We start from the raw sequence: 21,025 nt of genomic DNA, 5'->3' as shown, positions 1-21,025 counted from the left end.
TGCAGAATTCGATCAATATTCACCGGCGACGTCACCTTCGGCGATGCTGACCAGCTTGACCAAGATGTCACGCGAGAAGCCAGCTCGAAGGAATCGGACCGATCCGTCCCCCAGCAGAACGTTGGCTCCTCCTGAGTGAAATGCATAGACCGAGGCACCGTTTGAACAGTTCACCGCGCATTGTCCAAATGCGGTGACCCCATCAAAGCTGTATCCCCGCAAGTCGTTCCAATTGGGCGAGGCCCATTGCCCGTTGACGCAGGCGGCGCAATTGAAGATCTGATCGGCATTGCTCTTAAACAACTTGCCCGCGCGCCACTGATTGGGCTTGTCCGAGATTTCGACGATGCAGATGGTATTCGAAAGCCCGTCGGTAATATCTCGGAACCGAGTGGGCTGATCGGATTCTTTCGCCTGCAAGACACCGCGATGATAGTACGCAGCGCCTGCGGCGGTGTCGTACATGCCTCCCACGCCGACATAGTCCGCGGGGCGTGCATTGAATGTGTATCCGTTCGTGTTCGTCGTGATCATGACGCGATCGGAATTGGGAGCCGAGGGGCATAAGTACATGGGATTCTTGTAGGCCGCGACGGTCGCGTTACTTCCCGTGTTATCCCACCAGTCTTTCTTAGGGTCGTATTGAACGAACAGGTTGCCGCTTTCGAGGTAAGGCAGAATCTCGGTGCTCCAACTACCATAAGGGCTCGTCAGGCCGAAGAACGGCCACGCAACCGCAGTGGGGTTGCGATACAGCGTTGAGTTGCTTGGAATACGGCCGTCGTAGGACGCGCCGAAATTGTGAAAGCCAAGGCCGATTTGTTTGAGATTGTTCTTACATTGCGTGTTTCGCGCGGCTTCTCGCGTCTGCTGAACGGCTGGTAGCAGCAACGAGACCAACAGTGCGATGATCGCGATCACCACCAGAAGTTCGATCAGCGTAAATCCGCGACATCGTTTGCCGACCGGCGAAGGGACGATGGTGTGCCGTGTCTCGCGAACGGGCGGTGTTCTACGAGGACATGCGATGCATTCGAGAGTTCTTCGCATTCCAAAAGCTCCAGGATCAATATCAGTGGTTTGTGCTGAATTCCGCACTGTTCAGCAGGGCCCAGAAGATGTCAGCGAGACGGGACTTCGAGTCTTCCGATGACGAACCCTGATCGATGTACGTCACATACAGCTCACGTTCTTCGTTCGTTGCCGGTCTGCTGATCGTTGCAAGAAATAACGCCTCGATCCGTCCTTGGGAGTCGAGGAACGGCGTTTCGGCGATGGCGCGGAGTGTCGGCGACTTTCCGATATCCGCTAGCTCCGACATCATTGAACCGTTCATCAATGACAGCGATTGCAGGATTGATCGCTGGGCATTCGAGGTCCGTTCAATTCGGAATCGCTCCGCGAAGCGTGATCGTTCTCGCGAGGCATTTTGTGGATCAAGATCCTCTCGCTCGGCCGACATGCCGGCCGCGGTACGTAGGCTGTCATAGAGTTGTTCGCCCGTCAGTCCGCGTACACCGAATCGAACAAAGAGCCGGTCGTCTGTGGCATCGAGTCCAGCCACTGTGGGCAAGTCGCAGTGGCTGGACCGTTGATAGGCATTTGTCATGACCAGGCTTTGGATCAAGCGATTCAGATTGAAATCCTGCTCTATCAGTGATTGGGCAAGTTCATCAAGCAGTTCGGGGTGGCTCGGGGGATTCTCGTGGTTCAGATCATCCAGCGGTTCGACCAGTCCGATTCCGAAGAGTTGTGCCCAGACACGATTGGCGAGATTGCGGGCAAAAAATGGATTTTGTTTGGACGTGATCCAACTGGCGAGTACATTACGACCTGTTTCATCGCCCAAGGGGGTGGGCCACGTTGGTGATGCACCAGCGAGAAAACGTGGTGTGACGGTTCTGGAGCTGCCTGGAATGGAGATCGCCAATCCGACGGGCTGCGTTTCGGTTGTGGCCGGTCGATTGAAAAATGCCGCGGTTTCCCAGAATTGATCTCGCGTCCAGCGCGCGAACGGGTGGTCATGGCATTGGGCGCAGTCGAGGTTCAGTCCGAGAAACGCACGTGTGCTGTTCGCGGCCAGATTTTCGGGTTTGAACTCGCTGGCGGCGAGAAACGCGGTTGGCGCACCATCGCGATTGGATTTGGGGACCGCGACAAGCAGTTCACGCACAACCTGATCGAATCCGGTTCCCGCGCGAACTTGAGCTGCGAGCCAGCTTTCGATTTCATCGGAGTGGAGCGATTGAACTAAGTCGGATTGAGGAACCCATTGCCTGCGCCAGATCGTGGCGGCGTGCCGCGCGTGAGCGGCAGACATCAACAGACGATCGGCCAGGATCACACGCTTGTGTTCGTTGTGATCGTCGAGAAATTGCCGAGTTTCACCCGCGGTGGGGATTCGTCCAACGAGATCCAGATGGATTCTTCGGACATACACACTGTCTTCTGCGAGCGGCGCGGGATGCACGTTCGCGTCATGCCATTTCGCCGCCAGGTGTTGATCAACGCGCGCGGCCAACTCTGCCGGCGCTGGTGGAGCTGCCAAGGCAACGGTCGTCATTCCTAAGCTGAAAATGACTGCCGAAATGATGAGTTGCGGCGGACCGTTGAGAATCGTCATTGAGCCCCGTGTCGTTCTGAATCGCCTCGGAGGCACGGAAAACGGCTCCGCTGCGGAAGAAATATCCCTTCACGCAGTCTTCCCCGCGGGTGCAAAAAGTGGACCAAATCCTGTCAGTCGAAATGTCATGAGCTATCCTGTGCTTTCGCTGACATGTCGGAACAGAGCGTGGAAAAGTTTTCCTCACGCGCGGGGAGGTTTTCATCAGTTTGCAGCCACGAGGAGCCCCGCTGGCAGGCAGGAGCGAATCGCTTGGACCAGTCAGGTCGGAATTGAAATTGTCTTGACGCAGGGTTCCGAAGCTTTCTCTAAGGGCGATGATGAACGATGATTCCCGATTGAGGTTCGTCGAGCCGGCCATAATTCAGGGTGAGAGTCAGACGTTTTCAAGAAAAGGCTGGGTGGAATGAGCGATATTGTCGTAGCAGTTACTGGAGCGAGCGGTTCGGTCTATGCGACGCGCTTGATTGAAGTCCTGCGCGATTCGTCGCGGACCGTTCATTTGGTGATCAGCCCGGCCGCGGTGGAAGTCTTTCAGCGTGAATTGAACGTCACGATCGATCTGGAGCGATTTGACCTGCAGCAATTTTTGTCGGCCGGGTCACTCGCGAATTCCGGCCGGGAAAAGGACGTGCCGTCGACTATTGGGAAGGTGATCTATCATCACTTTCGAGACTATTCCGCCGGGATCGCGAGCGGATCATTCTTGACCGGCGGGATGGTCATCTGTCCGTGTTCCATGGGAACACTTGCGTGTGTTGCGGGAGGGCATTCGCAGAACCTGATTCACCGAGCCGCAGACGTCCACCTCAAAGAAAGGCGCAAACTGATTGTGGTTCCTCGAGAAACACCACTCAGTTTGATCGCGCTCGACAATATGAAGCGGTTGGTTGAAGCCGGAGCGGTCGTCTTGCCCGCGATGCCGGGTTTTTATCACCAACCACAATCAATTCAGGATCTGGTGGATTTTGTCGTGGCACGGATCTGCGATCAGCTTGGAGTCAAACAGGATTTGATGGCACGATGGGGACAGTCAGATGAACGCAACAAGACTTGATCAAACCGGCGTTTGCGGCGATTCGTTTCGCGTAGAGCGACGGTTGGTCCAGTGCGTCCGCGGCTGAATTGCGGCTGGGGGGGCCTGTGAGATACAACTTATGTGGCCGCATCGATTGCTGCGGTGACTATTCAGGAGGAAGACACGAAAGTCTATGCGAAATCGTCAAGCCACACAGTTGCTCTCAGAGTTGTCACACGCCGGTCGTCGCGGGGCCGAGTTTCCTTCCTCTGACGTTCCCGGCTGGCCGTTGGAAGATTTGATTCCCGCAAGTGAATTGGCGGCGGCTCCGCCGGCCTTGCCAGAACTCGCTGAACCCGATGTCGTGCGACACTTCGTGAACCTGTCGACTCTGAATATGTCGGTGGATACGCACTTCTATCCGCTTGGCAGTTGCACGATGAAGTACAATCCGAAGCGGCATGAGCGCTTATCGCGGCTGCCTGGGATTGTTGATATTCATCCGCATCAGACCGTCGGAAATATCCAGGGGCTGCTCGAGCTCTTGTACGAAATGCAGGAAATGCTTGCCGAGATCTCTGGGCTTCCCGCGGTGTCGCTGCAGCCCGCGGCGGGGGCTCATGGAGAACTGGCGGCACTCTTCGTTGCGGCCGCATATTTTCGTGACCGGGGCGAGAAACGGACCAAGGTGATTTTTCCCGCCAGCGCTCATGGGACGAATCCCGCCAGTGCTGCGATGGCCGGGTTCGAGTGCGTCGAGCTACAGGGGACGAGTGCCGACGGACGTCGTACCGGCTTTGTCGATTTGGAGGAGTTGAAACGGCACGTCGACTCCAATACGGCCGTTTTCATGATCACGAATCCCAATACGTTGGGGCTCTTCGAGAAAGACATCGCCGAGATTGCAAAGGTCGTCCATGACGTCGGCGGTCTGGTCTATATCGACGGCGCGAACATGAACGCCATCATGGGGATCACGCGTCCGGGTGACTTCGGTGGTGACATGATGCACTACAATGTGCATAAGACGTTTACGGGGCCACATGGTGCGGGTGGACCCGGGTCGGGACCGATCTGCGTTCGTGCCGATTTGGCGGACTATCTGCCCGGGCCAATTGTGCACCAGAATTCCGATGAATCCGAATCGCGTCAATTCGATTTGATCACACCGGCGAAATCGATCGGTCGCGTACGGTCCTTCTTTGGGAACGTCGGAATTCTTGTGCGCGGCTACTGCTACTTGCGTACGCTGGGGGCGGATGGGGTGCGTGACGCTGCCGAGCAGGCCATTCTGAATGCGAATTACTTGAAGGAATTGCTGGCGGATGTTCTGCCATCGGAGCATGGCGAACATTGTCTGCACGAGTTCGTGGCGTCGGCGGATCAACTCGCCAAGAGCCGGGGTGTGACGGCGATGGATATCGCCAAGCGTCTGCTGGACTATGGATTCCATCCACCGACGGTTTACTTTCCGCTGGTGGTGCCGCATGCGATGATGTTCGAGCCGACGGAGACGGAATCCAAGGCCACTTTGGATGCGTTTTCGGACGCCATTCACAAGATCGTGACCGAGGATAAGGAATTGCTCCAGACGGCCCCTCACCAGGCACCGATCAGTCGCCCGGAAGAAGTGAACGCGACACGGCGGCCAGTGCTTACGTGGCCATCGCGTCCGTAGGCGTGCTACTCGAACTGCAACCATTCGTGGTGGCAGAGCGATCGTTGGCGTCCGTTGACGGCGGCTGCTGCTGACTCTCGGCAAAAATGCCGAGGCAGATCGGCGGGTGCTGATGGTCCGTGATTCGCCGTGACACGGCAGGTTCACCGATGACGATTGGGGTTTCGAATTCTTGCGATGGAATCTGCATAAGCGATCTCATCCCAGAAAGAGTCACGGGAAAGTCGTCGTCACTGAGGCAATTCCAAGGCGGCATAGGCGGCAACCGCTGCGCGGATCCGTCGTCGAATGCGTACGCGGGCGCGCCAGATCAAGATTGACCATCCGGCGAGCGCGGAAATCAGAATTGTCGCCGCAACGGCTTGAGTCGTAGGTCCTGCCAGAAATTCGTTCAATTGAGTATTGAAGAATTCGGGCACGTTGAGAGTCAGCATTCGAAAAGTCACTTTCTGTAGTTCTGCCGCTGATGATCGACCAAAATTTCAGCAGCGATTTCGGATTGTAGGCGAGACACGTTAAAGGAAGATGAGGCTCGCGAAAATCACGGGGATTTCAGACAAATCTGAGATGTCCGATGACACTTTGGCGAGCTTTGCGAGGCGGGGCTTTGCGGGTGGGACAGCGAAGTTTGACGAAGCGCGTCTCAAAACCTCTAGTGAGTGCGATCTGAGTTGGTTTCGGTCGCATTCGCTGCGTAAGATGATACTGAGTCCGGCGAGTTTCTCTTTTCGTAAGGAGGATCGTCGATATGAATGAATCATCCCCTTCACATTGTTGTCAGAGTGAAATCCATCGAACGCGCGTGGTTCTGGCCAAAGTTGGACTGGATGGTCACGATCGCGGAATCAAAGTCGTTGCCCGTGGGCTGCGTGACGCCGGCTTTCATGTGATCTACAGCGGTCTTTGGCAGTCACCCGAAGCGGTCGCTCGGATTGTCGCGGATGAAGACGCCGACTGGCTCGGCATCAGTTTGCTCAATGGCGCGCACCTCACACTGATTCCTCGCGTGGCCGAGGCGCTAAGGCAAGTGGGGCGTCGTGATGTCGGATTCCTTGTGGGGGGAATCATTCCTCCAGCTGACATCCCAAGGCTGCGGCAGCACGGCGTCGATGCCGTGTTTGGCCCCGGCACGACGATCACAGAAATCGTCGCGTCGTGTTCGGCTCGAAAGTCCTTGCCGATCAGTCTCGATGACCTGATTGATCGCACTCGTCAGCGGGATCGTGTGGCATTGGCCAGGCTGCTGACTTTGGCCAGTGACCCAGAAACCGCGATGGATGTGCGAAGCCGATTTCCAGAAGTGGGTGGACTCTCAGGCATGCGCCGGATTGCCGTGACGGGAAGTCCAGGCGTCGGCAAGAGTTCGCTGATCGGCAGGTTGCTGAAGTCTTTTCAGCAGCAATCAACATCGCGCATTGCTGTACTGGCCTGTGATCCACAAAGTCCGGTGACTGGTGGCGCATTGCTGGGCGACCGTTTGCGGATGGCCGATTCGACATTGGACGAAAATCTGTTCATTCACAGTCTGGCGACGCCCAGCGGAACCCAGGGAATCGCACCGGCACTCGATGTCATGGAACGAATTCTCGCATTATCGGGGTTCGATCTATTGATCATCGAAACCGTGGGGATTGGCCAGGGGGAGATTGCCGTGCGGTCGTTGGCCGATCACGTCATTCTGGTGCTGCAGCCTCAAACGGGCGACTCGGTCCAGTGGGACAAGGCTGGACTGTGGGAATTAGCCGATCTGATTGTTGTTCAGAAGTGTGACCTGACTGGGGCCGACGAGATGCTTGCCGGTTTACGTGAGCATTTGGTTCGAGCCGATGGGACGACCGTGCCGATTGTGGGCGTCAGTTCACACGATTCGGCCGGATGGGGTGCCTTGTTTCAGACGTTGAGCGGATCGTTGCGAGTGGACTTGCGATCTGGTTCCCCTGTGACGGAGGATGGCGTAGAATCCGACCTTCATCCTGAAGTACAACACGGAGTTCCGGAATGGCGCGCCTGAGCGAGCTCACGATGGCGATCGAAGCAGAACAGCAGTTGCTTCGAGAGGGAACTGGCGCGACGGGGATTGAACGCCAGCATCGCCAGGGACGACTGGCCGTCCGCGAACGCCTGGCTCAACTTCTAGATGATCAGAGTTTATTCCATGAACTCGGTCTGTGGGCGGCGTGGGGAATGTATCCCGAGTGGGGTGAGATTCCCGCTGCAGGGGTCGTCGTCGGCATCGGACAGATCAGCGGGCACGCGTGCATGATCGTGGCCAACGACGCGACGGTCAAAGCCGGTGCCATGTTTCCGCAATCGGTGAAGAAGGTTCTACGAGCGCAGAAGATCGCCGAACTGTTTAGATTGCCGGTTGTGTATCTCGTTGATTCCGCGGGCGTCTTTTTACCACTTCAGGACGAGATTTTTCCCGACGAAGATGACTTCGGGCGGATCTTCCGCAACAACGCACGCATGTCGGCGGCAGGCATTCCTCAGATCGCGGCCGTGATGGGCTATTGCGTCGCGGGCGGCGCCTATTTACCAGTGCTGTGCGACATCTTGATCATGACTGAAGGCAGTCAGATGTATCTGGCTGGCCCGGCGCTCGTCAAAGCGGCGATTGGGCAGACTGTCGATCCGGAAGAGCTTGGTGGCGCGGCGATGCATTCGCGTGTCAGTGGCACGGCAGACTTTCATGAACCGAATGATCAGGCGGCACTCGCCCGGGTGCGAAAGCTGGTTGCACAGTTTCCTGCGAAGTCGGGTTTGAAACTGTCCGAGATCTCCGCATATTCGAACTCAAGCGGCAACGAGTTGTTCGACATTGTGTCGGCCGAAGGTCATGCGGAATACGACGTTCGTCGTGTCCTGGCGTGCCTGGTTGATGGCGATTCCATTCAGGAATACAAGGCAGAATACGGTCAGGCCCTGGTCACGTCGTTTGCGAGAATCGGTGGGCATCCGGTTGGAATCGTCGCGAATCAGCATTGCCGCAGCCAATCGGCCCGCGGTGAATTCGAATTTGGCGGTGTCGTCTATCCCGAGAGTGCCGAGAAGGCCGCTCGTTTCGTGGCGAATTGCAATCAGGACGGAATACCTTTGATTTTCTTGCAGGATGTCGTGGGATTCATGGTAGGCCGCGCGGCAGAGCAATCGGGGATTATTCGGGCCGGTGCGAAACTGGTGAACGTGGTCAGCAATTCGATTGTTCCCAAACTGACCGTGATTCTCGGCGGCTCATTCGGAGCGGGGAATTACGCGCTCTGTGGTAAAGCGTATGATCCATGGCTCATTCTCGCGTGGCCGAATGCACGGTATGCGGTGATGGGAGCGCAACAGGCCGCAGAGACATTGCTGACGCTTCGCATTCGTGATGCCGAGCGTACGGGAAAGAAGTTGGATGAGCACGAAGTGGACGATTTGCGTCGTCTCACGAAGCAGAACTACGAAAATCAGACGGATATCCGCTATGCCGCGGCGCGGGGCTGGGTCGATGCGATCATTTCACCTTTGGAAACAAGACATTGGTTGCACTCGGCGCTGGAATTGATCGCCCAGCGCGGTGCGATGACGGATTTTCGGACAGGAATCTGGCAAGTCTAGTGACGCACCCACTTTGTCCTGACAGGTTTGCAAGCATCGTCCGCTGTCCCGCTGCGAGTTCTTCGACTTGTTAATTCTGGTTTGAAGCCTTACTAGTGTGCGTGATCAAAAATGGGGAGCGATGGGGTTCGCGGATCGAGTTGATCCGCTGCGAATTCGACAATTGGGTCGTGAGTTAAGGATAACGCATCTTCGAGTGTCACCAGGGAATGGCGATCTCGAAGAGTGGCCAATTTAGAATGAGGTCGTCATGTCGATCGCGCCGGTAAAGATTGCCAACGCCCAGGCGTTCTGGGGAGATCGCAATGATGCGGCCCGCGAGCTTCTCGAACGGGTTCCGGATCTGGACTACTTGACGCTGGATTATCTCGCGGAAGTCTCGCTGTCGATTCTGGCGCAGCAGCAAGTGCGTGATCCGTCTGCTGGGTTTCCTCGCGACTTTATCGAAGTCTTTGGCTCGCTCGTTCCTTACTGGCAGGGTGGAGGTCGATGCAAGCTGATTACGAACGCGGGAGGACTCGATCCTCATGCTTGCGCTCAAGCCTGTGCGCTCCGTAATGCGGAACTTGGGGGACCGCCGCTCCGGATTGCTGTCGTCATTGGGGACGCGATCCTCGATCAACTACAGGACGAAGAGCATCCTGATGCTGAATCCCTGTTTCGTCATTTTGATACGGACGATTCGTTTACGGAGATCCGGCCGCGCTTGATCACTGCCAATGTCTATTTGGGGGCCGCTCCCATTGTGAATGCTTTGGCCCATGGTGCGGATATTGTCATCACCGGCCGCGTGGCCGATCCGTCGCTGACACTTGCGGCCTGCGCATTCCATTTCGACTGGGCCGAAGATGATTGGGATCGCTGGGCAGCCGGGACGGTCGCGGGGCATCTGATTGAATGCGGAACACAAGTGACGGGGGGAATCTCGACCGATTGGTTGTCGTTGCCGCATCCTGACAGGATCGGCTTTCCCATCATTGAGATGGAAGAAGACGGAACTTTCGTCGTCACGAAGCCACCGGGCACGGGGGGGCGAGTTGACTTGCAGACCGTCGCCGAACAACTCGTTTACGAAATCAGCGATCCCGAACGATACTTGAGTCCCGATTTGACCGTTTCCTTTACCGGGCTTTGTCTGCAGCAGGTAGGGCCAGATCGAGTGCGGGTGACGGGAGCACGTGGTGCACCACCCTCTCCGACATACAAAGTCAGCGCCACCTATCGTGACGGCTATCGCGCGTCGGGAATGCTCACGATTTTTGGTCGCGATGCAGTGCGAAAGGCACGCCGCTGTGGCGAAATTGTCCTGGAACGCATGCGCGCCGCGGGATACGTCTGGAGGGAAGCACTGGTGGAATGCCTGGGAACTGGCGCGTGTGCGGGCGGCGTTCTTTCGGTGCCTGAGATCGACGCATTCAAGGAGGTTGTCTTACGAATTTCGATCGAAGCCGAGGATCGCGATGTCGTCGAATACTTCACGCGTCAGATTATTCCGCTCGTGACGTCGGGGCCGCAGGGGACGACCGGCTATTCCGAGGGGCGGCCACGAGTCCATCCGATTGTTCGATACTGGCCGTGCCTGATCGATCGGCGATATGTTACGGCGACGGTGGATTTTGTCGAGCTAAGCCCTGATGATCCGATCACCATGATCGAACTGCCGGTCGACGACGATTCGCAGCCAGTGGTGTCTGAGACGCGGGAGTGGCCCGTCGACGTCGTGCGGCTCAATTCACCGCCTCAAATCCTGTGGGATCTCGCGATCGCACGGAGTGGTGATAAGGGTGGAAATGCCAATATTGGAGTGGTCTGTCGCAACCCGCAAGATTTTGATCGACTTCGAGTTTGGTTGACCAAAGATCGTGTCGCGAAGTACTTGGCCCCTTTAGGGCCACGATTGGTGGAGCGGTTTGAACTGCCCAACTTGCATGGCCTGAACTTTTTAGTCCACGGAATCCTCACGAATGGGTTGCGGATCGACGTTCAGGGGAAGACTCTCGGCCAACTGCTCTTGGAAATGCCACTGGACGGAGATTGGTCAGCAGGAGCTTCTCATGGATGACGAACTGATTCAGTTGGAGCGTGATCCAACCGGGGTTGTAATCCTGACCTTGAATCGAGGTGACAAGCGAAATGCGCTGAATGTGTCGCTACTGCGTCAGCTGGCGGATGCGATTGAGGATCTTGAACGCGACCACGTCAGTCGTGTCGTGATCATCCGTGGAAATGGGCCCGTGTTTTGTGCCGGGCTCGATTTGATCGAAGCCAATGATCCCGCCGTGGCCGAGCATTCCGCCGCAGGGATCAATCGAATGTTGGCCGTCATTCAAAACTCGCCGCTGATCGTGATTGCAGCGGCCCATGGTGGCGCTTATGCCGGTGGCGCGGGAATGCTCGCTGCATGCGATCTTGTTGTCGGTGCCGATGATCTGAAGCTGGGATTTCCCGAGGTCCGGCGGGGGCTCGTCGCTGCGATGGTCTGGGGCGTTCTCACCCGGAAGGTACGGGATGGCGACCTGCGCGAACTGCTACTTCTTGGAGAACCGATCACGGCCGACCGCGCGCGACAGATGGGGCTCGTACAATGGATTGTGCCGCCGTCAGAGTTGCTATCGCGGGCTCGCGAAATTGCGGTCGGAGTGGTGACAGGGGGACCGCACGCGGTACGCGAAACAAAGCTGCTACTGAATCAAGACTCAAGTTCCGTCAATTTTGTCGAACTGCAGGCCCTGCACGAACGCGTGCGTATGAGCGACGAAGCCCGCGAGGGTTTGGCCGCTTTCCGTGAACGGCGCGAACCGCATTGGCGCTCGCAACACTGACGAGGAAAAAACCAATGACTGCATCTGAAACCTCAGCAACGGCATTGCGCGAACAGCAGATGAAGCAAGCGGAAGAACTGCTTGCAAGTCTTCCGCAACGTTCCGGTGTGGCGAAGGGGCTGTTTCGAGGCGAGTTTGTCGCAGATTGGATTTTTCCGTATCCGCAGCTCTCGAGTGACGAGCAGCGGCGGACGTCGGCAGCGCTGACCGAACTCAGGGCGTTCTGTGATGCCGAACTTGATCCCGCTCAGATCGATCGTGATGCCGACATTCCTCGCAAGGTTATCGACGGATTGGCGCATCTGGGCGTGTTAGGGATGACGGCTCCGGAATCGCTCGGCGGACGGGGTTTTACGCAACTGGCCTATTGTCGAATTCTGGAAGAAATTGGCGGCCGATGCAGCTCAACCTCGATTTTCGTCAACGCGCATCATTCGATCGGGATGCGAGCCCTGCTCTTATTTGGATCGCCCGAGCAGCAGAAGCAGTGGCTGCCCGACTTGATTGCGGGACGCAAGCTGGCCGCGTTCGCGTTGACGGAGGTGGAAGCTGGCTCTGATGCGGCGAACGTCCAAACCACTGCGACGCCGACGGTCGATGGAACTGGTTACGTCATCAATGGTCAGAAGCGTTACATCAGCAATGCTGCGATCGCCGATGTTCTGACGGTCATGGCACGAACTCCTCATCCCAGTGGGACGGGAACCGCCGTGACCGCATTTCTCGTCTCACCAGACATGCCGGGATTTCGAATTATTGAACCGCGGATGTCTAAGTTGGGAATTCGAGGGACGGCGACCGGGCGGCTGGCTTTCGAAAATATGATCGTCCCGCGCGAGAATGTCTTGGGACCGGCGGGCAAAGGGCTGAAAGTGGCGCTAACGGTTTTGGATTTCGGTCGCACGACGTTTGGTGCGTGTTGTACTGGAGCGGCGAAAACGTGTGTGCGTCTGGCGATCGACCATGCGCGGAACCGCCGACAGTTTGACCGACGTCTTGCCGATTTCGAATTGGTTCAGCAGAAACTCGCGCGGATGGCGGCATGGACGTATGGCATTGACGCGATGACCACGGTAACGGCGGGGCTGATCGATCGCGGTCTGGAAGATTATATGCTGGAAACGGCGATGTTGAAGGTCTACAGCACCGAGCGAGTGTGGACGATCGTGAATGATGCCTTCCAGATTCATGGCGGAGCGGCCTATTTCACCGACAAGCCGCTCGAGCGAATGCTTCGCGACGCACGGATTAATCAAATCGGTGAAGGCGCGAATGAGGTCTTGCTCTCATTTCTTGCGTTGGCGGGCATGCGTGAACCGGGGATGGCGCTGAAAGGAACCTGGGATGCAATGAAGTCACCTTCACAGGCTCCTTCAGCGATTGTCAATTTCGCACGCAAGTTCTTGCACTTACGGTGGTCGACACCCGAAGTGCCGGTCCGCGCGCCCAGCTTGCAAGCGGCGGCATTGCGAATTGGTCAGCTGGTGGGGCGATTGGGAATTGTGACTCAACAGACGCTCATGCGGCATCGCGAGAACGTGCTCGATCGTCAATTGGAACAGGAACGGATTGCGTGGGCGGCCATGGAGATTCTCGCGTCGCTGTGCGTGCTCAGCCGCCGCGATGCGGAACTCGCCGGGAATATTCCCGATGATCCGACTTATGAAGCGTTATCAAAATTGTTTCTGGACGAATCTGCCGCCAATGCCAGTCGGCAACTGTCGCTGGTGGGGCACTCGCACGACGATCTGATTCGGAATGCGGCGAAGGCCGTCTTGACGGAACGAAAATCGAGTTGATCACGTCGTGCCGTGAATGCCGCGTTAGCAGTCTGTTGAAGTATCGGGGACTGGCTCCTGCCAGTTTAAGAGCGCCATCACATCGTCAACGCCAAGGTGCCAGTCCCCCTTGCTTCAACAGGCTGCTATGCCGTTTCGATTTTGGCCACTTCCGATAGTCCAAGTTCATTGATCGCGATTTCGCGGATCTTGAATTTTTGGATTTTCCCGGTGACCGTGGTGGGAAAGCTGGTGACAAAACTGACATGGCTTGGGGTCTTGAAGTGCGCGAGCCCCGAGCGGCAGTAGGTTTGAATCTCTTTTGCGGTTACGGTGTGTCCTGCTCGCAACTTGATCCAGGCGAGGACCGCCTCGCCATATTTCAGGTCGGGCACTCCCACGATTTGAACTTCCTCGACCGCGGGATGTCGATACAGATACTCTTCAATTTCGCGCGGGTAGATGTTTTCACCGCCACGGATGATCATGTCTTTCAGGCGTCCGGTAATTCGATAGCAGCCATTCGGTTCGCGCAGCCCGAGATCGCCGGTGTGCAGCCAGCCATCGCCGTCGATCGCTTCGGCTGTCCGTTCGGGATCGCGGTAATAACCAATCATCACGCCATGGCCCCTTCCGCACACCTCACCTGGTTGCTCATTGCCCAGGTCCTCGCCCGTTTCAGGGTTCACAATTTTGACTTCCACGCCGGGAAGTGGACGCCCGACCGTACCGACGCGTATTTCCAACGGATCGTAAATTCCGGTTTGCGTCAGCAGCGGGGCGGCTTCTGTTTCGCCATAGCCAACCGTCATTTCTTTCGCACCCATTTCACCAGTCACGCGTTTCATCAGTGTGATCGGGCATGGGCTGCCGGCCATGATGCCCGTTCGCAGCGATGTCAGCCGGCGCTGGGGATAGTCTGGATGTTCGAGCAACGCGATGAACATCGTTGGTACGCCGTACACCGCCGTGCATTGATAGGTCTCGATTGCGTCAAGCACCGCGCCCGCATCGAACGTTTCCGACGGATAGATCATCGCGCAGCCGTAGGCTGCCGCACACAATGAGGCAAGCACGCAGCCGAAACAGTGGTACAGGGGAACTGGAACACACAGGCAATCGGTGTCTGTCAGACCCTGATTGGCACCCGCGTAGAACGCATTTAGCAAGATATTTCGATGCGACAGTGTGGCGCCCTTGGGAAGCGCGGTTGTGCCCGAGGTGTATTGGATATTGATTGGATCGTGCGGGTCGAGACCGTGCTCTCGCTGGTGAAGTTGCTGATTGCTAATGGAATTGCCGTACTGCATGAACTCGGTCCATGACAGGACACCGTTGGTGGTTTTGTCGGTCAGTGAGATCAGCCACTGTAACTGGGGGAACTCGTCATGGGCGCGCTGGCCCGGCTGACACGTGGGCAGCGAAGGGATCGCCTGTTCGAGCATCTGCAGGCAATCTGTTGCCTTGAAATGATCAAGTAGTGCCAGACCGCGAATCTGTGACTGACCGATTGCATAGCGCAATTCCGTGGGCTGATAGCCTGGGTTAATATTGACGAGAACCACACCGATCCGAGCCGTCGCAAACTGCAGCAACAGCCATTCGGGGCAGTTGGCCGCCCAGACACCGAAATGATCTCCGTGCTGAAATCCGATCGCCAGCAGCGATTTGGCCACACGATCAACGGCATGATCGAAGATTTCCCAAGTGATGTCATATTGGCGACGTGGAAACACAATCGCCGTTTGATCGGGAAATCGTTCGGCCGTTTTCCGCAGGACCCGGCCAATCGTCAGTCCATCGACCCAGGGCATCGAACATGGATCCATCTGCAACCTCCATCGGAAAGAGTCAATTCTTTCGAGGACATTCGGCGAATCACATCGACCGATATTTTACGCTGCAACTGGATGTCTCGCACGGCCAACGCGAAAATCTTGTGGCAAAATCGCGGCGACCAGGCTGTTCCGAGAGTGGACTCTTGGAGGTTCACCGTCGACCGTGGAAGAACGCAGGTCGTGAATCGCGGGAAGTTCTGGCAGCCGCGTCGCAGATTGTACCGAGTTTTCATGGAGGCGATCGCGGCGTGGAATCGTTACGACGTCTGTGGCAAAAGCCTTGATGAATTCGGTCGCCCTTGCCGGTTTGTGCAACCGGTCCGTCGACGGTTTGCTCTTACGGACGGTAGCACAGGTGAAGATTTTCCCCGTGCCGTTTCGCACAACGTTGTAATTTCTCCAAGGCTGATGTTGACAGTCTTGCCAGGGCATTGCTTCAGATCGCTCACTGTGCTGTTTGAAAACCCTGTGAAACAAGAGGTTGTCCCGTGAAACGCGGAAATTTATCTCCGGAATCACGGTCTGGCATCGCGGTTGCTTCATAGTCGTTTCGTCGGCAGCACGATCAATGTTGATCGGCTGAGGCGATGGTCGCACCGAATCGGCGAAAAGATTCGACCAACAAAAAAGGATTGTGAATCATGCTGGTACTGACACGTAAGCGAGAAGAGTCGATCCGAATTGGCAATGATATCGTGATCAAGGTGACGCAAATCCATCAGGGAAAAGTCAAACTGGGAATTGAAGCCCCGGCGCACGTGCGGATCCTGCGTGCTGAACTGACAGAGTTCGAACAGGCTCCCGCGCCGGTGGGGGTCGGTGAGCGAGCGACGGATTCGGCAGAACGGTGTGAGCCTGCGGACTCAATCCAGGAGGACGAAAGTGAAGTCGAGTACGGACACCAATACGTGCTGGAAGTTGAGGATGTCATGATGTGCGTCGGAGCCCATTGAGGTTCTGAATTTGTGCCCGAACGTGGTCTAAGGTCAGCATCTCAGATCACGATATCCCCTTCCTGATTGACCGCGTACTCTCGTAGTTTTTCCAACGACGCGAGTGCAATCTGGCGAACGCGTTCCTTACTCAAGTCCATTTGCTTGGCGATTTCGGCGAGGCTTTGGCTATGGGGCTGGCCATCCAGACCAAAACGTGCTGCCACAATCGTCCGCTCGCGCTCGGAGAGCGTCGACATCAGGCGATTGACTGTTTCGGCGCTCGTTGGCCGTTCCGATTCTGCAGCGTCTGCGATCGGACGCTTATCGGGAAGACTCTCCAATGAAGGAGACTCTTTCCTTGATGCTCCCTCAAGCGCCGAACGATTGCGTTTCAACCACCGCAGCATCTGATTTCGAGCAGCCCAGGTTGCGTAAGTGCTGAACCGGTTCCCCAAATGGACATCGAAAAGCTCGACCGCTCGAATCAATGGTGTTGTTCCCTCGCTGATCAGTTCAGACATCGTTTCCAGCGAATGTGACAGCTTCTTGGCCAGCGCGACGATCAAACGCAGATTGGCCTGAACGATCCGATTTCGAATCTGCTGTGATTCCCACAAATCCGCTTGAATCCCGTCGACCCGTTGCTGATCGGGGTGGCGCAGATCGAGCAATCGTCGATGTTGTTCGGCGCGAAATTTTAGAAAATTCATCTTCGTGAACCAGTACCGCTCCTCTTGGACGGTTAAGCGCGCAGCGCTCACCAGGCCCGTGACGAATGCGATTCCCGCTGTGGCCGGCGCGTCATCGTGAGGGGCATCAGAGGTTTCGTTAAGAAGTGATTCCACATATTCGGCACAATCCGATCTGTCAAAATTGGGATGTGGAATGAACTCGATCGTTCGTTCCATCAAATGCCGTGTCGTCTCGATTAACTTGGCCGATCCGCGAATCGGTTGTCGACTTCTCGATCGACGCGGGGGCGATGTGGAGTTCTGGTGATCCGGTTTCCGTGCGGGGCGGGAGCAAATCTGTTCACTCATTGTCGTTTTCCTTCGCGGGGAACGGCTTGAAAATGCGTTTCTTCCGTTTCCCAGACGCGCATCCAGCGCGGTGTTCTTGATCAAAACGCCGCTGCTGGCCCGTTTTGGAATCCCTGCAGCGTGAGCGCACGTCGTCTCAGCAGCAATAACCGTTGCGAGTGCAGGGAATTAACGACGATTCTTGAATTCTCATTTTCAGAACGGATCACCATCTCGATTGAGACTCTGTCTCCATTCCTTTTCAGCGAAAGGCCAAGGTGCCGCGACGTGCTGTCGCGTGTTTCAAGTGGAAACTGATTGCAGACAATGGTGAGACGAATTCCATAAACAACTTCAAATCCGTCTCCCGTCGCTTTAGAATTCGAGATCTCCAACACGACTGCTCACCGTCACAGTTCCGCCGAGGATTCGCTGTCGATGCTCAAATCCGCTCGTATGCCATCTCTTCTCGCTCTCTGCATATTGTTTGCAGAGACAATGAGCGCCCAAGACAAGCCTGCGGCTGTGGCGCCCCAAGCGGTTGTGCACTTTACCTTTGACGAGACGGACGGGCCCGCCAAAGATTCCGCGATCGCTGGACAAGCAGCAGACCTCGGAAATCTGGTGAATTATCCAGCGCACATTGCCAGCCCATTCTGGAATCAGAGTGGAAAGAAGGCGATTCGACTCGATGCCAGCAAGCAACAGTCGTTGGAAATTGCCGACAGTCCCGATGTGGGGAATCCTCAAGGGATCACGGTCAGCCTATTTTATGTTGGTTTGACAGACCCTGCCGACACCGCACATCACAGCCTGTTCGCCAAGCGAGGCAACTCGGAGGGAAAATTCTCGGCGAATTACGGCGTCAACTTCCAGATGCAGAACGATTTATGCCAAGTCTACATCCACGATGGCGTTGATTATCGTATCGCCAACTATTCGTCAAAAGCGGGCATGCCCTATCGAAAGTTGACATTTCTCACGGCGACGTTCGCTGCGGGGGATGCACCAGGGCAGGACGCTGATACGGATGTCGACGACGTGCGGATGCAATACTTCGTCAACGGCGAGCCATTGATTCCCAAATCGGTAGGACGCGGTTTTGTGTCAGGGACCGAGGCTTGGGCGCTGGATGTTCAACTCGCTGGCCTGATGAATAAGCTGCCGTTGACGGTGGGGCGAACCGAGAACGCGATCGAATACAACAATTGTATCGTTGCCGATTTCCGTGTCTTTCCGCGGGCGTTGTCCGCCGAGGAAGTCAAACGTTTGTTCTTGGAAGTCGCGGGGGCGAACGTTCATGAATTGATCGCCGCCGATAAGGATGCTCCGCCTCGTATTCCCGTGATCGGTAGTCTTTCACAACAAGGGTTGCAGACGGGACAGACGACGCAGTTGGTCGTCACCGGTAGTGATCTCGGGCCTGATTCGATTCCCATTTTTCCGCTTTCCGAGGTGCAATTTGCAATTGCCGACGGATCGACTTCGAATCGGCTATTACTGAATGTCACTGTTCCGGCCGAAAGCGTGCCGGGCCTTTATCCCTTGTGGATCAAATCGTCTGTTGGGATCAGCAAGGCGACGACGCTGGCCATCGATCGCTTGCCGCAGGCTCCGATGGAGAGTTCGCCCAGCAAACCTGCGACTCTGCCAGCCGCCTTTAGTGGCAGCCTGACCGGAGGACAGCAACAGTTGGTTCATTTCGCTGGAACGAAGGGGCAGCGGATTGTCGCCGACGTGGAACTTAAGCGACTCGGAGGAGCGGCGAATCCGGTAATCGAAATCAAGTCGCACTCTGGCAGTCCACTGGCGATCGGCTGGGGACAAAACTCGCTCCTTGGGGACGCGCGGGCGGAGCTGACGTTGCCCGCAGACGGCGCCTATGTCGCTGAGCTGCATGATCTTGTTTTCAACGCCCCAGGTGCAAACGCGTTTCGAATAAAGATTGGAGATTTAAAGCTGGTTGATAGTGTCATTCCCGCCGCTGCTGCCCCAGGCTCCGTCGAAGTCGAACCGGTTGGAATCGGTTTTTCCCAGGGGATGAAATTTCCTGGTCAGTTCCAAGTGCCGATGGCGAGCTCGACGGGAATATTGGCCTTGGGTTTGGATGCCGGCTTTACAGGCAGTCTGCCAGCAGTGCGATTGAGTCGTGGAATCGAAGTTGTTGAAACGGCGACAAGTCCTGGTGCACCCTTACAGTCGGTTGACGCGACATTTTTGAACAGCCCACCTGTCACCGTCGCCCTCAATGGTCGAATCTCAAAGAAGGGGGAAAAAGACCGTTATTTGTTGAGCGTCACACCGGGACAAAAGCTGAAGCTGACCTTGCAGACAGATACGATCGGTTCACCACTTGAAGGTGAAGTACGAATCGAAGGTGAGTCTCAGGGAAACGTGCTCGCTCTCTCCAGTGATCAGCCTTCGACAGGCGACCTGTCCCTTGAGTTCGCGGTTCCCGGCGATGTCTCAAGAATCGTCGTTCAAGTACGCGATTTGTTCGGCCGTGGGGATCCTCGATCGAGTTATCGATTGGTCGTTGAACCAGCCAATCGTCCGCAGTTCAGCTTGTCGCTGAATCGTTCCAACATCAGTCTGCCAGAAGAGGGGAACGCTCTCGTCGATCTGCAGGTGACTCGCACGGGCTATGACGGTCCGATTCATCTGAGTGTTGTTGGTGATCCCTCAATTTCAGTGATGCCGCACGACATCCCTGCCGGAGTCAGCGGCCGAATGTTTCTGACATTTGTTCGACATGGAAGCGCGGCCGCCATGCATGCGCCGTTACTGAGGCTGGTAGGGGAATCGGTTGGATTGGAGCCTGCAATTCACCAGACCGCGCGGATTCCGTCAGGAATCGGATCGCTCGCGTTCAAAGACGTCGTGGGCATGGGGATGACGGCATCAATTGGAGTGGGAATTGAATTGAAGCGACAGCCGAGCGTCCTCTTCCGTGGGGCGATTCCTGACCTCCAGGTTGTCATTAAGCGTTTGGCGGGCCAGTTTCCTGCGGATGCCGCGGTGAGAATGTCGCTCGAATCGACAGAACCGGTTCGAAGACGCGATCCCAATAACCCGGCGGCCGGAAATTTTCCTTTCGTCTCGTTATCACCAAAATGGATCCTTGCCGACGATCCCGATCAGGCGGATCTGAATTTGTCGGTCCCGCTTGAGACGGTTGAGCCTGCGATTGATCTGGTTATTCGGGCCGATGTCATGGCGCACGCATACTCTGATCGAGTCGTGGCAACGACGTACACTTCGCCGCTTCATCTGAGTATTCAATCGGCGGTCGCACCCAAGATTGACGAGGAATCGCTGTCATTGAAGGGGGATGTTGATCATCCAGTCCTGGGGCAGCTTCAACGGACGGCCGGGTTTGGAAAAGTCGTTGACCTGACGTTGACCGGGCTTCCTGCTGGATACACCGCCCAGCCTGTCCAAGTCGCGGCGGATCAGGATCGTTTCCAGATCATCGTTCGGGCTCCCAAGGCGGCTGCCGACACGCCGCTGAATGATGTCAAGCTGCGAGTGACGGACGCTGGCAGCTTACTTGTCCCGGAAATGCCGGTGAAGCTCAAAGTGGTTCCGACACCATAAGCGAAGCCTCCGTAGAATTGACCGCGCGAACCTGGGTTGACGCAGTTGTCTCTGACAATTGATGATGGAAAATGGACCTCGCGCAACGCTTTCGAGTACGATGATCCGCACATATCAATG

Annotated in this window: 15 protein-coding genes; 9 read left to right on the top strand and 6 right to left on the bottom strand. The window is 56.3% G+C overall.

Annotation, left to right across the window (positions count from 1 at the left end; genetic code table 11):
• Positions 1–12: 12 nt before the first annotated feature.
• Positions 13–1,050 (bottom strand): DUF1559 domain-containing protein, encoded by a 1,038-nt coding sequence (locus OSO_RS0120765; protein WP_010585066.1) that lies wholly within the window; start codon positions 1,048–1,050, stop codon positions 13–15.
• Positions 1,051–1,072: 22 nt separating this feature from the next.
• Positions 1,073–2,623 (bottom strand): DUF1553 domain-containing protein, encoded by a 1,551-nt coding sequence (locus tag OSO_RS0120760; protein ID WP_010585065.1) that lies wholly within the window; start codon positions 2,621–2,623, stop codon positions 1,073–1,075.
• A gap of 406 nt (positions 2,624–3,029) precedes the next feature.
• Here OSO_RS0120760 and OSO_RS0120755 point away from each other — a divergent pair, with 406 nt between their 5' ends.
• Complete coding sequence (locus OSO_RS0120755; protein WP_010585064.1) at positions 3,030–3,680, top strand: UbiX family flavin prenyltransferase; 651 nt, start codon at positions 3,030–3,032, stop codon at positions 3,678–3,680.
• A 154-nt stretch (positions 3,681–3,834) separates the two neighbouring features.
• Positions 3,835–5,319, top strand: coding sequence for an aminomethyl-transferring glycine dehydrogenase subunit GcvPB (gcvPB, locus tag OSO_RS0120750; protein ID WP_010585063.1), 1,485 nt, complete (start codon positions 3,835–3,837; stop codon positions 5,317–5,319).
• Here gcvPB and OSO_RS52050 read toward each other — a convergent pair.
• Entirely contained in the window at positions 5,297–5,509 is a 213-nt protein-coding gene (locus OSO_RS52050; RefSeq protein WP_010585062.1) for a hypothetical protein, read from the bottom strand. The genes gcvPB and OSO_RS52050 overlap by 23 nt on opposite strands.
• 40 nt (positions 5,510–5,549) lie before the next feature.
• Positions 5,550–5,753, bottom strand: a complete 204-nt coding sequence (locus tag OSO_RS0120740) for a hypothetical protein (protein WP_010585061.1) — start codon at positions 5,751–5,753, stop codon at positions 5,550–5,552.
• A gap of 314 nt (positions 5,754–6,067) precedes the next feature.
• On the opposite strand from OSO_RS0120740, the gene OSO_RS48335 reads away from it, so the two are divergent.
• The 5 genes from OSO_RS48335 to OSO_RS0120705 all read left to right on the top strand — a co-directional run bounded on the left by OSO_RS48335 (position 6,068) and on the right by OSO_RS0120705 (position 13,537).
• Positions 6,068–7,330, top strand: a complete 1,263-nt coding sequence (locus OSO_RS48335; protein WP_010585059.1) for a methylmalonyl-CoA mutase C-terminal domain-containing protein — start codon at positions 6,068–6,070, stop codon at positions 7,328–7,330.
• Entirely contained in the window at positions 7,318–8,916 is a 1,599-nt protein-coding gene (locus OSO_RS0120725; protein WP_010585058.1) for an acyl-CoA carboxylase subunit beta, read from the top strand. Before OSO_RS48335 ends, OSO_RS0120725 begins: the two co-directional genes overlap by 13 nt.
• 250 nt (positions 8,917–9,166) lie before the next feature.
• Positions 9,167–10,978, top strand: coding sequence for an acyclic terpene utilization AtuA family protein (locus tag OSO_RS0120715; protein WP_010585057.1), 1,812 nt, complete (start codon positions 9,167–9,169; stop codon positions 10,976–10,978).
• On the top strand, positions 10,971–11,738 hold the full coding sequence (locus OSO_RS0120710) for an enoyl-CoA hydratase/isomerase family protein (protein ID WP_010585056.1): 768 nt from the start codon (positions 10,971–10,973) through the stop codon (positions 11,736–11,738). The genes OSO_RS0120715 and OSO_RS0120710 overlap by 8 nt, the downstream gene beginning before the upstream one ends.
• 14 nt (positions 11,739–11,752) lie before the next feature.
• The gene (locus OSO_RS0120705; RefSeq protein ID WP_010585055.1) at positions 11,753–13,537 is read left to right on the top strand and encodes an acyl-CoA dehydrogenase family protein; all 1,785 of its coding nucleotides are present in this window, start codon (positions 11,753–11,755) and stop codon (positions 13,535–13,537) included.
• Positions 13,538–13,662: 125 nt separating this feature from the next.
• On the opposite strand, the gene OSO_RS0120700 is transcribed toward OSO_RS0120705, so the two are convergent.
• Positions 13,663–15,345, bottom strand: a complete 1,683-nt coding sequence (locus tag OSO_RS0120700) for an AMP-binding protein (RefSeq protein WP_040592576.1) — start codon at positions 15,343–15,345, stop codon at positions 13,663–13,665.
• A gap of 650 nt (positions 15,346–15,995) precedes the next feature.
• On the opposite strand from OSO_RS0120700, the gene OSO_RS49480 reads away from it, so the two are divergent.
• On the top strand, positions 15,996–16,307 hold the full coding sequence (locus OSO_RS49480) for a carbon storage regulator (protein ID WP_010585052.1): 312 nt from the start codon (positions 15,996–15,998) through the stop codon (positions 16,305–16,307).
• Positions 16,308–16,348: 41 nt separating this feature from the next.
• On the opposite strand, the gene OSO_RS0120685 is transcribed toward OSO_RS49480, so the two are convergent.
• Entirely contained in the window at positions 16,349–17,329 is a 981-nt protein-coding gene (locus OSO_RS0120685; RefSeq protein WP_010585051.1) for a sigma-70 family RNA polymerase sigma factor, read from the bottom strand.
• A gap of 417 nt (positions 17,330–17,746) precedes the next feature.
• Between OSO_RS0120685 and OSO_RS0120675 the strand changes: the two genes are divergently transcribed.
• Positions 17,747–20,905: a LamG-like jellyroll fold domain-containing protein gene (locus OSO_RS0120675; RefSeq protein ID WP_010585049.1), complete on the top strand. Its 3,159-nt coding sequence runs from the start codon at positions 17,747–17,749 to the stop codon at positions 20,903–20,905.
• The last annotated feature ends 120 nt before the right edge of the window (positions 20,906–21,025 follow it).

Source organism: Schlesneria paludicola DSM 18645, assembly GCF_000255655.1.
Taxonomy (GTDB): domain Bacteria; phylum Planctomycetota; class Planctomycetia; order Planctomycetales; family Planctomycetaceae; genus Schlesneria; species Schlesneria paludicola.
Note: the sequence above shows the minus strand (reverse complement) of the source record. Positions and strands in the feature narration are given on the sequence as shown.

Excerpts from the sequence above, each read along its gene's own strand:
- OSO_RS0120710 (WP_010585056.1), top strand. The coding sequence starts at position 10,971 with ATGGATGACGAACTGATTCAGTTGGAGCGTGATCCAACCGGGGTTGTA.
- OSO_RS0120760 (WP_010585065.1), bottom strand. The coding sequence starts at position 2,623 with ATGACGATTCTCAACGGTCCGCCGCAACTCATCATTTCGGCAGTCATT.
- OSO_RS0120700 (WP_040592576.1), bottom strand. The coding sequence starts at position 15,345 with ATGGATCCATGTTCGATGCCCTGGGTCGATGGACTGACGATTGGCCGG.
- OSO_RS0120675 (WP_010585049.1), top strand. The coding sequence starts at position 17,747 with ATGCTCAAATCCGCTCGTATGCCATCTCTTCTCGCTCTCTGCATATTG.
- OSO_RS0120765 (WP_010585066.1), bottom strand. The coding sequence starts at position 1,050 with ATGCGAAGAACTCTCGAATGCATCGCATGTCCTCGTAGAACACCGCCC.
- OSO_RS52050 (WP_010585062.1), bottom strand. The coding sequence starts at position 5,509 with ATGCAGATTCCATCGCAAGAATTCGAAACCCCAATCGTCATCGGTGAA.
- OSO_RS0120740 (WP_010585061.1), bottom strand. The coding sequence starts at position 5,753 with ATGCTGACTCTCAACGTGCCCGAATTCTTCAATACTCAATTGAACGAA.
- OSO_RS49480 (WP_010585052.1), top strand. The coding sequence starts at position 15,996 with ATGCTGGTACTGACACGTAAGCGAGAAGAGTCGATCCGAATTGGCAAT.
- OSO_RS0120725 (WP_010585058.1), top strand. The coding sequence starts at position 7,318 with ATGGCGCGCCTGAGCGAGCTCACGATGGCGATCGAAGCAGAACAGCAG.
- OSO_RS0120755 (WP_010585064.1), top strand. The coding sequence starts at position 3,030 with ATGAGCGATATTGTCGTAGCAGTTACTGGAGCGAGCGGTTCGGTCTAT.
- OSO_RS0120685 (WP_010585051.1), bottom strand. The coding sequence starts at position 17,329 with ATGAGTGAACAGATTTGCTCCCGCCCCGCACGGAAACCGGATCACCAG.
- OSO_RS0120705 (WP_010585055.1), top strand. The coding sequence starts at position 11,753 with ATGACTGCATCTGAAACCTCAGCAACGGCATTGCGCGAACAGCAGATG.
- gcvPB (WP_010585063.1), top strand. The coding sequence starts at position 3,835 with ATGCGAAATCGTCAAGCCACACAGTTGCTCTCAGAGTTGTCACACGCC.
- OSO_RS0120715 (WP_010585057.1), top strand. The coding sequence starts at position 9,167 with ATGTCGATCGCGCCGGTAAAGATTGCCAACGCCCAGGCGTTCTGGGGA.
- OSO_RS48335 (WP_010585059.1), top strand. The coding sequence starts at position 6,068 with ATGAATGAATCATCCCCTTCACATTGTTGTCAGAGTGAAATCCATCGA.